Source organism: Rhizobium sp. BK619 (assembly GCF_014195245.1).
Lineage (GTDB): Bacteria > Pseudomonadota > Alphaproteobacteria > Rhizobiales > Rhizobiaceae > Rhizobium > Rhizobium acidisoli.
The window spans coordinates 1-12,078 of record NZ_JACIBH010000024.1 but is presented as its reverse complement, the minus strand read 5'-3'; the positions used below and the strand labels follow the sequence as shown (position 1 = coordinate 12,078).

Genomic DNA, 12,078 nt, shown 5'->3' with positions numbered 1-12,078 from the left:
AAGTCCTAAAGCAGAAGCGAAGCGCAGGCCGAAGGGTTAGCGCAAAAAGCCCCGGCGTTCCATATGTCGGCTGGGCAAGCCACGCCGCGCCGGCTTGGATCGCAAACCTTTCACAAACCCTACCGCCACCCCATCACCCACCCCTCGCCGCGCGCAGCGCAATCAACCCCCGCCGCAGCCACAGCAATTGCTGCGGCGGCATCTGGCGCAGGTGTTCGTAGTCCATCACCGTGACGTTATAGACGGTGCTGCGCACCTGCGGGCCGTCCGGGCAACGCAGCAGGATGGCCTGCAGGGCCATCATGCGGTTGCTGGCTTTGCGGGCGCGGTCGGCGAGGCTTTCGGTGACTTCGCCTTCATGGCCTTTAACAGTGAAGAGTGATTGCGCCCGCGGGCTTGGGGCCGGGATGCCGGTGGTTTTGTGGTAGCGGGCCATGGCCTCGGCATAGTCATCGCCGGCCTGGCGCTGCTCTGAAGTGATCAGGCCGTCGAGGAACATGCGGCCGAGGGTATAACCGGCAAACGGGCTCTTGACCGTCTCGTCGTCGACCGTCCGGCCGAAACCGTGGATGCGGCGGCGGGCCGCGATGGCGACGCTGATATTGTCCTTCTCGGTCTCGAAGGGCTTGATCTTGCCGCAGGGAAAACGCTCGACATTTTCCTTGCGCGGCCGGCCGGCGCCCTTGTTTGCCCGTGATGTCCTGGCCTTGGCTGCTTTGCCACCCATGCTGATTGTCCTTCTATCGAATGATGCCGTTGCGCAGTGCGGCGGCGACAAGTGCGGTATCCTTGAAGACGCCGAGCCTCGCCTTGGCGTTGGCGATGTGCGTATTCACGGTGATGTGGGAGATGCCGAGAATGGTGCCGATCTCGGCGGCGGTCTTTCCGGCCGCCATCCAGCCGATGATTTCGGTTTCGCGCGGGGTGACGTTGCTCTTGATGGCCGGGCTCATGGCGCCGGCCCATCGATGAACGGCACGCGCGGCATCGTCACCTCGGCGCCCGAGAAGGTCACACGTCTGACCCGGTCGGGATGGCGGGGCGACTCGGCCGGCGCGGCCTCGGCCTGCGGCAGCTTCGGCCGGGCGTCCTGCCGGGCCGGGAACCTGTCGCGGTTGCGGCGCGCCATCATGATGACGGTGTTCTTCTTCGAGCCGAACATCTCGGCGATCGCTCTTGCCGACATGCCGTCGCTCCAGAGCTTCTCGGCCTTGACGATCTTATCTTCCGTCCAGAATTCGGCTCTCATCCGGCTGCCTCCTGTGTCTCTCGTGCGGCCCTTGCGATGACCGGGTTGTCGGGGAACATCTTCGCCAGCTCCCGCCTGGCGTTGCGGCTGCCATTGGCCGCAGCGCGCAGCAGCTGCATCTTGTAGGCCGCGACTTTCGGCTGCGGCGTCTCGGGCTCCGGCTCGATGCGCGGCCGGTTTTGCGCGTCCATCACCGCCTGCTGACGGCGGCATTCCTCGGCAAAACTGGCGCTGCTCGGGGCAAAAGCGCGGTTGTGATCCCGCACCTTTCCGGAGATGAAGCCTCTGGCGGCCCGCCAGACCGCCTCATCCGAAATGCCGTCGATCGCGACGAGATAGGCGCGGATCTGCATGTCGGGATCAGTGCCTGATGATGCCGGGAAACCCGAAAGCATCCCCGCTATGATCTTCACCGGAGAGGAAATCTCTTGCGGCATCCACTGCTGTCCTTCTCGTGCTGCTGTTGATCGACCCGGCTTCCCTCGCCTTCTCCTTGAGGTACCAGTCGCATTTGATCGCCTGCCAGCCGCGGAAGATCTGCATCTCGGCAGCACCGGCCGGGTCGCCGGTCAGCAGATATTCCCTGGCCTGGATGCGGGCGGCATAAGCCGTCAGCGGCTTCCTCAGCGTGCGCCGGCGATGCTCGATGACGGCCGCCGCCAGCTCCTCCCCCAGCACCGGGCTGAGGATGTCCATGATGTCCTTGCTCATTGTGTCCTTCGCCATGCCGTTTTCCTTTCTCCCGCCGCTCAAACCCGACGCCGCTGCCCGCCGAAAAAATTGACCGGCGTGCCCGGCTGGATCCGGTGAGGAAAACGGCGGATCTCCGCGCCGGCATGATCCCGCTGGGCGGTATCGCCCTTCTCGGCGCTTCGAAGCCGGTGGATCTCGGTTTCCACCGAAGGCACCGACATGCCGAGCATGGCTGCGATTTCGATATAGTCCCTGCCGGTGCGGAAGAGCTGGAGCGCGTTCATGCCGGTGTGATCCTTTGTCCATTTCGAGCGCAGAGCGCCGTACCCACCGCAGCAGGTGCTTGGAGGTGGTTCATCTGAATTCATCGACGGCGACCGGAGCGCCGGCTCTGTTGCGGGAGCAAAGACTCCGGTCGCCTGCCGGGCCGCGGCCCGGGGATGGATGCCGGCGTCGCCGAGGGAGGGCGACGACGCCGGCCACCGATAGCCGTCAGGGAGGGGTGAGGCTGTCGGGATCGGTGTGCGGAGAAGAGCTCGGCTGCCACATCTCTTTCGGGTTGGTCTGCCGGCCGCAGGTCTCGCAATGGCGCTCGATCACCTCGGCGATCGACAGCGCCTTGCCGCAGTTCGGGCAGCCGGTGTAGCGGGCTCGGCGGGCGGCGGCGCCGCAGTCTCCGAGGCTGGCAGAGTTGATGATGTCGCTGTTTGTCATGCACATTAGGGTATATTTAATACCCTAAATGTCAAGCGCAATAGGGCATGACATATACCCTAAACTAGGGTATTTTTTATATCATGTTGAAAGATCAGGAACAATTTGAGCGCGAAGAACGCGCAAAGCGGCTGGTCATGGCCAGGAAAAACGCCGGCTTTGCCGGGCCGAAGGCGATCGTCGATCGGTTCGGCTGGAATGCGAATGTCTACAAGGCGCATGAGTCCGGCCGCAACGGCTTCGGCATTGCCGATGCGAAGAAATATGCCCGCGCCTTCAAGGTCAATCTCAACTGGCTGCAGTTCGGAACCGGCAACGCGCTCGACCCGGATGAGCTGCCGGTCTGCGTCGCCGACGTGCCGAAGATTTCCTGGGTCAGCGCCGGCCAGCTGAGCGAGCAGGCGCCGATCACCGATTTCTCCGAATTCCCGACCGTGGCCGCCCTCGATCTGCCCGATGGCGAATGGATCGCGCTCGAGGTCGAAGGCAATTCGATGAACAAGATCTCGCCGCCCGGCTCGATCATCTTCGTCAACCTTCGCGACAAGCGCCTGGCGCCGAACGCGCTCTATGTCGTCGCCGACGAGACGGGGGCCGCCACCTACAAGCGCTATCGCCCGAACGACGACCCGCCCTTTCAGCCTGCCTCCTACGAGGACGTGCCGCCGCCGGAATTCCAGGGCGCCGTCACCATCGTCGGTCGCGTCCGCCGGTCGATCATCGAGATGTAGGGATGAGATGCTGGGCACGCTCGAAAATCTCAATAAATTTCCGGGCAGACCGGCAGTGGCGTGGGCACGTTCGGCAACCCGGTCGCCAAGCTGCCGGGCGGATCAACAGAGGAAACATTGGAGGGGAAATGCTTGCTTTTATGGAAACATGGCCGGCGCCGGCTGTTTACGGCCTAGTTGGGGGGATATTCGGAGCGATCGGCGCGGTTGTCGGCCATCTGGCGGCCAAGCGATTTCCGAACGCGAGAACGATCATTGTTGTTCTGTTTCTTGCCAGTTCAAGCCAGATCACCAAACTGATCGTCATTCCCAGAATACAGAATGACGTCGCGAACGCTAACCTGCCACAGAAGATAGATGCCTTTACCACTCTTGAGCGCATCTCTCTCGAGGGGAAGACGGTCCGATATTTTTACCGCCTGGCCGATTCCCTCCCTTTGACGGATGGGGCCATCATGAAGTCCGGCATTGCCTCGACCGTGTGCGCTTTCTGGAAACCAAAGCTTGATTCGGGTGAGACCAACCTCGCCGTGTACAATTACGCTTTTAAAGATGGGCAATCGAGTTTCAATCTGACGGCAAGCGATTGCCAATAACATCGCGACGTCATCGTACGTTAAAGAATATCTCAATGATTCAAACGCCTTACAAAGGGCAAAAAATGCTGAAACCGACATCGCGCGCCGGTAGAATCTGGTTCTATATCGTCACCCTAGCGGTGTTTCTGCTGGCCTTCAGCGCCGCGCGCGAGATGTACGGCCTTTAGGATTTGTCCCAAGCTCCCCGATCCGGCAGCCAGGATCATCAGGGATCTCGGGACGCTCCCTCCTCTTAAGCCAAAATTGCAGAGGCTCCGGACGCCGTCCGCGCACCACCCGCCTTACCGCCGGGATGGAACGAATGGCTGCAGGGACCATGTCCTCGACAGCCTCTCCCACGATCAGAAAATTCTGTGATTCCAGAATCCGCCTCGATCACCGCGAATCCGATCTCGTTGCGCTTGCCGTTTTCTCGCAGCATCAGACTCCAAGATAGGCTTGTTTTCTATCTCTCTGTCTTCGCTCCTGAAGGCTGGTGAGGGAGGGTTCCGGCCAAAGCTTCCCCCTACCCCATGAGCAAAGCCCATGAAGCCGGGAGAGCATTGGCCAGGTCCTGAAGGCCGGAGCCGGGATGGGACACGTGCCAGAGGGGCCATTCGCTTCGCCCTCGTCCTGATTTTCTGACAGCGCACTTAAGGACTTTCGCTTCCCGCGCCGCTGGGCTTCGTCAGCTCGGGAGTTGCACCCGGTCGCCCAATCACTGGCGACAGACATACGCCTATGATTCGTACCTCGTCAATCATTGGGGTATTTTTTATACCTGATGCGGTTGACGATATAGGGTATTATATATACCTTTGTCTCATGAGCCGATCAGAGGCGCGTGAGAGGACCGGGCAATGCAGCATATCCGCAATATCGAGACCGAGGAGAGCAAGCGCGACGCCCGCTGGAATAGCGCTCTGCGGATGGGAGACTGCAGCGCCTATATGGCGATCGAGGCCCAGCGCATGGGCGCCCTCGGTTTTGCCTTCCTCCGCCATCCCGAACATTCTGTCCGCGGCCCCTCCTGGCTGCGCGGCGCTGCGGCCTCGGTCGAGGAGCATTACCGCTATGCCCGCGAGATCATGGGCATGACCGATCGCGATCAGCTTTACGCCTGAGGGGAAACGGAGATGTCTGCCGATTGCATCGTCAAGGCCTTTTCCGGCTGCGCCTGCCCGCTCGGTGAATGCGCGGAAAAGCCCCTCACCCCGGCGCCGGTCAGCTTCATCTCCTGGCGCAAGCAGGCCATCACCTGCCTCACCTTCGGCTTCCTCGCCGCGATCATCACCGCCGCCTGGATGGAGACGCAGTTCAAGGACCAGGACCGCGCCAATCAGGAGCTGATGTCATGGAAGTGAGCCCGGGCTTTACCCAGCATCGCCGATCAGGAACTATATTTGATGTCGCTCGCCTTGGCCGCGGTAATGAAGGCGCGGCGCACCTGCTCGGGCCCGGCGGCATCGTTGAACACGTCAAGCACAAGCCGCTCGGCAACCTTGGCCGCCGGCGTCTGGTCGGGCCAGTCGTTCAGCAAAGTGTTGCCGGCCTGGACGACATTATAGACCGTCCTCACCTTGCCATTGATGGTGATCTTCACCGGTTTGAAGCTTCGTCGCTTGCTCATGGCCCAGTATCTCACACGGAACGCGACTCAACGAATCACTTTGAGACTCGTTCCGGTTGATTCGAAAACCGGCGCATTGAACCGCGATATGGCAACGCCGAGGCCAACCGCGCTGCTGCTCAACCGCGTCGTTATAACCTTCCTGCGGAAAAATTATAACTGAAGAGAAGAGCGAGTTGGTGATGGCCTTCTACTGCATGGGACCGATCTAAACCCTACATCCCAAATGAGATCGTGATATGGTTGGGTCTGAGGCGGGAGAAAGAACTATGCTGAAAAATCATATAGTTCTGGCGGTTGGCGCGCTTATTGTTTTTGTGAGCCACGCAGTAGCCATTGCCGATCCGCTCCCCAAAGGTTTTGAACGCCACAAGTTCAACGGATCGGTCAGACCGGAGGTCAAGAACGGCGTGACCCGGTTTGAGATTTTCGACCGTCAATGTTCCAATGTCGATTATGGAGATGGACGCGGCGAAAATGATTGCCGCAATGGCAACGTCCGCTCAACGATTCGCTATATGCGAGACATGAAGGTTGGCGAAAGCATCGAATACAAGTTTGATTTCCGGCTCGATCCGGCTTTTGGCTACAAAGGCTGGCACAACAACTCCGCCAATGGCTTTTATCCCGATGGCTGGGACAGCCATTTGCGTTTCGCCTCCTGGGAAGGACCGGCAGTCCACAATTTCATCTACATGCTGAAAGCCGACACGCGCAACGGCGTGAACTTTCTCGCCCGCCAGTGCCAAAAGCCGGAAGATTTCGGCAAATGGGCGACATTCTCGCTGAAAATCCGATGGGCAAACGATGAGAGCGGATGGGTTGCGGCAAGCTGCAACGACAAGGTGATCTACGCCGCCGAAGGCGAAGCGACCAACCAGGCGCCGCATTGCTGGGAATCGAACGAGTGCGAGCCGCAATCAAACCGCGACCCGAAATCCTTCAACTTCATTCTCGGCCCGGTGATGATGGGTTGGGGTCATGACTGGAAGACCTACGACCATCATACGTCCCAGTTTGACGTGGTGCAGCCGGATGGTATCCGCATCGATGTCCGCAATGTCAGCGTGACCCGCGGTGTCAGCAACTATTCGGCCGAACAAGCAGGTTTGCTCAAGAAGCTGCAGCAGGAACTGGCTCATTTGGGCTGCAAGCCAGGGAATGTTGACGGCAAGCCTGACAAGACAACCCGGCAAGCCGCGCTCTCTTGCCGCAAGTTCGAGAGCGGTTCGCTTCCCGAGGCGCTTAACCTCACGACGCTGCAAGCCTTCGCTGACGCCTATGCCAAGCCGGAGACCGCAAGTCTGCCTTCAGGCAACGCTGCGGCTGATGCCGAAAACGTTTCGTCAAAACCGAGGACTTACATCAAGCTCGGCGAAATGCTTGCCATGAAGACGGGCAAGGACACCAAGGTGAATTCCAACTTCTTTGGCAAGATCAAAGGCGCCAAGAAGGGGCAGAACGAGCTGGACTTCATTATACTGGGCCAGTTCGACTACACGGACAACAGTTTCAGCCAGCTGTCATTTCTCCTGCAGGACAATCTCTCCAAGGCCGAAGTGAATGCGGCAGCCAAATGCGGCTATGGGACGATCAGATTTCCAGACGGCACAGATCATTTGGAGATCAGCATGCAACGTTCAGGAAACACCTTCTCGTCCCCGCCAAGAACTGACTGCTTGATTCACGCGCTCGGCAAACGACCGGCCTCGCAGGTTCCCTACCTCACCACAGGGTTTGCCGACCTGGCGAAATCAATGGTCTCCGACGGCGGCTGGAAGAAACTGAGGCATGAAGGTTTGAAGACCTTTGTGAAACGTGTTGCGGATGGCGAGATCACAGTCGGCGGCTGAGATCGAAGCACAGCGCAGTACGTTCCTCCCTCACGGGCTGGGGAACATGCGGGATTTTTTGCCGACATCAGCGAGATACGAAAAACCCCGCCGGAGCGGGGTTTCTAGCTGGTCGGAGTGGAGTGATTCGAACACTCGACCCCCACGTCCCGAACGTGGTGCGCTACCAGACTGCGCTACACTCCGTGACCAGCGGCGCTTCTATAGAACAGCCTATCTGGTTGCACAAGCACCAAATTCCAAAAATCCGGTGGAATTTTTGACGGGTTGATGACAGGGCGCGGCGGTGGCCTGCTGCAGCAAAAAGACACACCCGGAGCAAATCGTCGGGAAGTGCCTCAGGGGCAATTTTCTTTTGCCGGGTTCCGCGCTAAAGGGCTCGACGGGACAGGCGAAACCGCGCGTAGAGAGCGGATTCGCAGCCACTGCGCTAGAGACCAGGGACAACACGATGAAACTCCGCACCATCACCGCGGCCGGGCTTGCAATTGGGCTTGCCGGATGCACCACCATTCCTTCCGCCGGCAATCCGATCGAGGCCCGCTGGGTCGGCAAATCGGCCGGCATCTTCTTTGCCGCCTACGGGCCGCCGATCAGCGACAGCGAGCAAGGCGCCACCACCGTCTATACCTGGCGCGGCGGCTACAAGACCGTGCGCATTCCGGCAAAATATGCCGAAGGCGCCGACGGCAAGCGCGGCAAGCAGATCGCCTCGGCCCGCACCGCCTATCTGCGCTGCCAGGCCGAAATCACCACCAGCTCGGATTACACGATCCGCGACATCCGCACCGTCGCCGACATTCCCGGCGTCAACGGTCCGTCCTATTGCGCGGAATTCCTGGCGCCGGAACAGAAGTAACCGGCAACCCGAAGATATGAGCAGCAGGCGGCCGATGTGCCGCCTGTTTTGTTTTGGGCTCCACACGTTCAGCCTGACGAAGGGCAGTTGCGGATCGATGCGGGTGATGAGATCGGGCACGGAGTCACAGAACGAATGATGATGTGAGGTTGTGCCGTGCGGCCCCCTCACCCGGCCCTTCGGGCCACCCACCGGGGTCGAGCCACGGGTCTCGACCCGTCCTTCGGACCCCCGCTGGGGAGAAGAGGGGAGAATGCGGCTTCGTTAGCGACCCCATTGGATGGAGTGCCTTTAGGCAAGCGGGTTCGTTTGGCAGTGTGGGAGAGACTTGCTCCCTCTTCTCCCCAGCGGGGAGAGGTGACCCGCAGGGTCGGATGAGGAGGGCGGCACGGCACAGCGGCAACGACAAGAGCCATCGACGCCGCCAAACCGCCCGCTACAGCTTACACCTCCGCCGGGCCGTAAAGGCCAAGCTGCTCAAGGAGCGATCGCTGCCGGTTGGCATTTTCGACCAGAAGAGCGGTGTAACGCTCGACGATGCGGCCGCGATGCTCTTCGTCGGACACGGCCGAAAGCGCGCCGGTGATGGCGGCGATCTTTTCCGAAGTCTGCCGCAATTCGTCCAAGAGCTTCGCCTTGCCGCCGGCCTCCGCCACGACCTGCTTCGTCACCCGGCCGATGCCGGCCGGTGTGCGGGCGCCGCCCGAGACGTAGCCTTCCGGCAGGTCGCCCTTGAGGTTGACGACGGACTTGAAGCGGATGACGTCGAAGATCTGGTCGACCGCCTGCTTGGCGCCGGTCACGCGCGAGGGGTGGTCGGTGTCGGCGGCGGCATGCGGCAAGAGTTCGAGCTTGCCCTTGTGGCGCGCTTCGAGCGGCAGATAGGGCAGCATCGGGCCGCTGAGCGTGCCGGTCGCCGCATCCCTGAAGAGATCGGCGTCGATTGCCGCATGGGCGATCTTGCCGGAGGAAAGGGCTGCATCCAGCGCATAGGGGTCAACGACTTCGCCGCGGTCGTAATTGACGAGCACCGCGCCGTCCTTCATGGCGCCGAGCACCTTGGCATCAATGGTGCCGGCATTGGAATAGGTGCCGGTCGATGCGTCCAGGCGGCCGAGGCCGATATGGACGGAGAGCACGTCGGCGCCGTTTGCCGCTTCCACAGGGCTTGCGGCATAGTCGAAACCTTCAGCCTCGATCCAGCGCTTGTGATGCTCGCGGGCATAGATCGCCACGTTCATGCCGAAGGCCTTGGCGAGCTTGGCGACTTCACGGCCGATATTGCCGTAGCCGAGAACGGCCAGCTTGCGGCCCTCGAGCTTTGCCGTCGGAAAATCCTTGAGCTGGCGGCCGGTATCGAAATCGCCGCCGGCGACCATCCGGTGCAATCTGTCGACCGGCAGGTCGGGAACGACCTTCAGGATCGCCTTGAGAGCCATCTGGGCGGTCGCCCGGCTGTTGATGCCGGGCGTGTTCATCAGGGCGGCAGTGCCGCCCTCGCCATTGCCGCCGCCCCAGGAGGCCGAACCCATATTGCCGGTGCCGGCGCCGATGCGCACGCCGCCGAGCGGGAAGACGGAAGACTTCGGGATGAAGGTCGCAGCCGCGATCAGCGCGTCATACTGGCACTTGTCGGTCTGCGGCAGGATCTCCCCCTCGGTGCTGAGGTTCGGCTGGTAGAAGAAATGGATGCGGCCCTTTTCAAGGCTTTCGCGATCACCGAGCGGGCCGAGATGGAAGCTGCCGCCCTTTTCCTCGATATAGGCCTTGATCTCGCTGTAATCAGGCTCGCCATCGGCGCCGAAGCGCAAGCCGACCAGATCGGCGATCAGCACGGTATAGGCGCGGTTCGGATCGTCCTTGCGCACGGCGCCATCGGCCTTGACGGGCGCCTCGAAGGTCACGCCGTTCTTTGCCAGTTCCTCTTCGAGAACGACGATCTTGGCTCTGAGATAGGCATATTGCAGGTTTTCCAGCAGCGCCACGACATCTTCGGGCTCGCGGATGCCGCCGACCCAGGCGCGGTAATCGCCTGGTGTGCCGGGGAAGGCGTTGACGTAGCGGGCCGCATCGAGACCGGGCTCGTATTCGCCGTTCGGATGGGTGATGCCTTCATAACCGAGCAACTGCTTGGAACGGGCGATGATGCGGGCATGGATACCGGCATCGCTGATGCCGTCGTCCTCGACCTTCAGAAGCGTCACGGCCGCGCCGCGGCGCTCGGCATCGGTGACGGTCAGCGACAGCAGCGGATGCGACTTGACCCACTCATCGATCACGGCGCGGTTGCCGGCGGAGCGGCGGTTGAGCTCGACGACGGAGCCGACCCGGGCTTCAGACTGCAGCAGGCCGAAGGTGGTCTCGGCAAAGGCGAGCGCGCTGTAGGTGTTGATGACGCCGCCCAGCATGCGGTCTTCGGCCGGATCGAAAAACGGCCCGGCATCGACGGAGCGCTTAGCCGAAAACGGCTGGCGCGGATCGATCGGCGGCGCGATCTTCAGCTGGCGCGGGATCGCCCAGGCCGGATTCTGCTGGTTCTTCTCGATCAGCGCCAGAGCATGCGGCGTGAAAGAGGCGACGAAATAGCCGGAAACGCCGCCGATCGCCTTCTGGAACGGCATGAACAGGCAGCACTTCGCCATGACGGCGCTGACCAGTTCAGGCTCCCACGGCATGGCGCCGAGCATCGAGGTGGCGTCGAACACCGCATGGCGGTTGGCCGGATCGCCGTCGAGCCAGTTCAAAAGCTCGTGGATTTCGGCGCTGGTATAGGCATTGGCCCCCGTCGTCTCGTGACCGACGCCGACGAAGATCGAAACGCCAAGGGAGGACAGTTCGGCCGCCGTCGGGATCACACCCTCGGAGGCGGCGAAATGGATGCGGCTTTCGCAGCCCTTTTCGGCGAAGCGCTGCATCTCGATCAGCTGTGTCGCCCAGGACTGGCGGAAGAAGCCGGCGGCCTTGGACGGATCGCTCTCCGGCCGCGGCGTATCGACATAGACCCGCTGGGCGGCGTCGTTGGCATTCATCAGGTGCTGGATGCAGACGGTGAAACCGCTATGGCCGCCGCCAAGCCCCACCGCCATGCGGTTGGTCTTGGGAAAGCCGAAATAACGATGGATCGCCCGCATCATGTCGGTCAGGATCTTATCGGCCGGATAGCCGCGATGCATGCTGCGGGAAATCTCGGCCGTGGTGAAGCCGCCGATATCATTGCCCCGGTCGTCGAACTTGCGATAGGTCTTCTCGATCCAGGCGTCGAAAGCGATGCGCCGCAGGCGGCTATCCACTTCATCGGTCGTCGCATCGGTGATCGGCCCGACGCCGAAAAACGGGTTGGACGGCAGCTTCGGCGCACCCGACGCAGTCTGTCGAAGGGCGCTCAATCGCTGTTCCTGCATCTGCGCGATATCTGTCATGGCCTGCCTGTCTGTTCCCGGAGCTGAAGTTCCCTTCATGGTGAAGCGACTGCCCCGGCGAGACAACCTCATATGCGCCGAACGACAGGCGAAACGCGTCATTGGGGGTGCTGGGTTCGTGTCGGCGTGGTTGGCAGGCAACACGCACAACGATTAGCCCTCATCCTGAGGTGCCCCGCAAGGGGCCTCGAAGGACGAGGGCGGGCGGGTGCGGTGGCCAGCCCCGTCCTTCGAGGCTTCGCCCTGCGGGCTACGCGCCTCAGCAACCGTGTTGTTGCGGCTCGCTCCAGGGTGTGTGTCTTTTGAGGATAGTGTTGATCATGATGATGAGTTTTCGCATGGCGGCGACGAG

Annotated in this window: 15 protein-coding genes and 1 tRNA gene; 6 read left to right on the top strand and 10 right to left on the bottom strand. The window is 61.4% G+C overall.

Annotated features, from left to right (window positions below):
* Window positions 1-133 precede the first annotated feature (133 nt).
* From FHX14_RS31865 to FHX14_RS31835, 7 genes are all read right to left on the bottom strand, one after another.
* Entirely contained in the window at window positions 134-727 is a 594-nt protein-coding gene (locus FHX14_RS31865; protein ID WP_003587982.1) for a hypothetical protein, read from the bottom strand.
* Window positions 728-740: 13 nt separating this feature from the next.
* The gene (locus tag FHX14_RS31860; RefSeq protein ID WP_037073250.1) at window positions 741-953 is read right to left on the bottom strand and encodes a helix-turn-helix domain-containing protein; all 213 of its coding nucleotides are present in this window, start codon (window positions 951-953) and stop codon (window positions 741-743) included.
* On the bottom strand, window positions 950-1,249 hold the full coding sequence (locus FHX14_RS31855) for a GcrA cell cycle regulator (RefSeq protein WP_003587983.1): 300 nt from the start codon (window positions 1,247-1,249) through the stop codon (window positions 950-952). The genes FHX14_RS31860 and FHX14_RS31855 overlap by 4 nt, the downstream gene beginning before the upstream one ends.
* Window positions 1,246-1,644 carry a hypothetical protein gene (locus FHX14_RS31850; protein WP_052636234.1) on the bottom strand — a complete coding sequence of 133 codons (399 nt, stop codon included), beginning with the start codon at window positions 1,642-1,644 and terminating at the stop codon, window positions 1,246-1,248. Before FHX14_RS31850 ends, FHX14_RS31855 begins: the two co-directional genes overlap by 4 nt.
* A complete protein-coding gene (locus tag FHX14_RS31845; RefSeq protein WP_003587985.1) occupies window positions 1,610-1,975 on the bottom strand; it encodes a hypothetical protein in 366 nt (121 codons plus the stop codon). The genes FHX14_RS31850 and FHX14_RS31845 overlap by 35 nt, the downstream gene beginning before the upstream one ends.
* A gap of 23 nt (window positions 1,976-1,998) precedes the next feature.
* A complete protein-coding gene (locus tag FHX14_RS31840) occupies window positions 1,999-2,226 on the bottom strand; it encodes a hypothetical protein (protein WP_003587986.1) in 228 nt (75 codons plus the stop codon).
* A gap of 208 nt (window positions 2,227-2,434) precedes the next feature.
* Window positions 2,435-2,656 carry a hypothetical protein gene (locus FHX14_RS31835; RefSeq protein WP_037073945.1) on the bottom strand — a complete coding sequence of 74 codons (222 nt, stop codon included), beginning with the start codon at window positions 2,654-2,656 and terminating at the stop codon, window positions 2,435-2,437.
* Window positions 2,657-2,739: 83 nt separating this feature from the next.
* On the opposite strand from FHX14_RS31835, the gene FHX14_RS31830 reads away from it, so the two are divergent.
* From FHX14_RS31830 to FHX14_RS31815, 4 genes are all read left to right on the top strand, one after another.
* Window positions 2,740-3,387: a S24 family peptidase gene (locus FHX14_RS31830; RefSeq protein WP_003587988.1), complete on the top strand. Its 648-nt coding sequence runs from the start codon at window positions 2,740-2,742 to the stop codon at window positions 3,385-3,387.
* A 128-nt stretch (window positions 3,388-3,515) separates the two neighbouring features.
* Window positions 3,516-3,983: a hypothetical protein gene (locus tag FHX14_RS31825; RefSeq protein ID WP_003587989.1), complete on the top strand. Its 468-nt coding sequence runs from the start codon at window positions 3,516-3,518 to the stop codon at window positions 3,981-3,983.
* A gap of 842 nt (window positions 3,984-4,825) precedes the next feature.
* Window positions 4,826-5,089, top strand: coding sequence for a hypothetical protein (locus FHX14_RS31820; RefSeq protein WP_003587991.1), 264 nt, complete (start codon window positions 4,826-4,828; stop codon window positions 5,087-5,089).
* A 12-nt stretch (window positions 5,090-5,101) separates the two neighbouring features.
* Window positions 5,102-5,329 carry a hypothetical protein gene (locus FHX14_RS31815; protein ID WP_003587992.1) on the top strand — a complete coding sequence of 76 codons (228 nt, stop codon included), beginning with the start codon at window positions 5,102-5,104 and terminating at the stop codon, window positions 5,327-5,329.
* Window positions 5,330-5,355: 26 nt separating this feature from the next.
* Here FHX14_RS31815 and FHX14_RS31810 read toward each other — a convergent pair whose 3' ends face one another.
* Window positions 5,356-5,595, bottom strand: a complete 240-nt coding sequence (locus FHX14_RS31810) for a DUF982 domain-containing protein (protein ID WP_003587993.1) — start codon at window positions 5,593-5,595, stop codon at window positions 5,356-5,358.
* Window positions 5,596-5,864: 269 nt separating this feature from the next.
* Here FHX14_RS31810 and FHX14_RS31805 point away from each other — a divergent pair, with 269 nt between their 5' ends.
* Window positions 5,865-7,448 carry a hypothetical protein gene (locus tag FHX14_RS31805; RefSeq protein ID WP_003587994.1) on the top strand — a complete coding sequence of 528 codons (1,584 nt, stop codon included), beginning with the start codon at window positions 5,865-5,867 and terminating at the stop codon, window positions 7,446-7,448.
* A gap of 109 nt (window positions 7,449-7,557) precedes the next feature.
* Here the strand turns inward: FHX14_RS31805 and FHX14_RS31800 are convergent.
* Window positions 7,558-7,634 (bottom strand) — tRNA-Pro (locus FHX14_RS31800).
* Window positions 7,635-7,899: 265 nt separating this feature from the next.
* On the opposite strand from FHX14_RS31800, the gene FHX14_RS31795 reads away from it, so the two are divergent.
* Window positions 7,900-8,307, top strand: coding sequence for a hypothetical protein (locus FHX14_RS31795; protein ID WP_012556878.1), 408 nt, complete (start codon window positions 7,900-7,902; stop codon window positions 8,305-8,307).
* Window positions 8,308-8,750: 443 nt separating this feature from the next.
* On the opposite strand, the gene FHX14_RS31790 is transcribed toward FHX14_RS31795, so the two are convergent.
* Entirely contained in the window at window positions 8,751-11,726 is a 2,976-nt protein-coding gene (locus tag FHX14_RS31790; RefSeq protein WP_184381056.1) for an NAD(P)-dependent oxidoreductase, read from the bottom strand.
* Between the last annotated feature and the right edge of the window lie 352 nt (window positions 11,727-12,078).

Bases quoted from the DNA above. Each gene is read 5' to 3' on its own strand.
- FHX14_RS31850 (WP_052636234.1), bottom strand. From the start codon at position 1,644: ATGCTTTCGGGTTTCCCGGCATCATCAGGCACTGATCCCGACATGCAG.
- FHX14_RS31820 (WP_003587991.1), top strand. From the start codon at position 4,826: ATGCAGCATATCCGCAATATCGAGACCGAGGAGAGCAAGCGCGACGCC.
- FHX14_RS31855 (WP_003587983.1), bottom strand. From the start codon at position 1,249: ATGAGAGCCGAATTCTGGACGGAAGATAAGATCGTCAAGGCCGAGAAG.
- FHX14_RS31830 (WP_003587988.1), top strand. From the start codon at position 2,740: ATGTTGAAAGATCAGGAACAATTTGAGCGCGAAGAACGCGCAAAGCGG.
- FHX14_RS31795 (WP_012556878.1), top strand. From the start codon at position 7,900: ATGAAACTCCGCACCATCACCGCGGCCGGGCTTGCAATTGGGCTTGCC.
- FHX14_RS31840 (WP_003587986.1), bottom strand. From the start codon at position 2,226: ATGAACGCGCTCCAGCTCTTCCGCACCGGCAGGGACTATATCGAAATC.
- FHX14_RS31835 (WP_037073945.1), bottom strand. From the start codon at position 2,656: ATGACAAACAGCGACATCATCAACTCTGCCAGCCTCGGAGACTGCGGC.
- FHX14_RS31865 (WP_003587982.1), bottom strand. From the start codon at position 727: ATGGGTGGCAAAGCAGCCAAGGCCAGGACATCACGGGCAAACAAGGGC.
- FHX14_RS31790 (WP_184381056.1), bottom strand. From the start codon at position 11,726: ATGACAGATATCGCGCAGATGCAGGAACAGCGATTGAGCGCCCTTCGA.
- FHX14_RS31860 (WP_037073250.1), bottom strand. From the start codon at position 953: ATGAGCCCGGCCATCAAGAGCAACGTCACCCCGCGCGAAACCGAAATC.
- FHX14_RS31825 (WP_003587989.1), top strand. From the start codon at position 3,516: ATGCTTGCTTTTATGGAAACATGGCCGGCGCCGGCTGTTTACGGCCTA.
- FHX14_RS31815 (WP_003587992.1), top strand. From the start codon at position 5,102: ATGTCTGCCGATTGCATCGTCAAGGCCTTTTCCGGCTGCGCCTGCCCG.
- FHX14_RS31805 (WP_003587994.1), top strand. From the start codon at position 5,865: ATGCTGAAAAATCATATAGTTCTGGCGGTTGGCGCGCTTATTGTTTTT.
- FHX14_RS31810 (WP_003587993.1), bottom strand. From the start codon at position 5,595: ATGAGCAAGCGACGAAGCTTCAAACCGGTGAAGATCACCATCAATGGC.
- FHX14_RS31845 (WP_003587985.1), bottom strand. From the start codon at position 1,975: ATGGCGAAGGACACAATGAGCAAGGACATCATGGACATCCTCAGCCCG.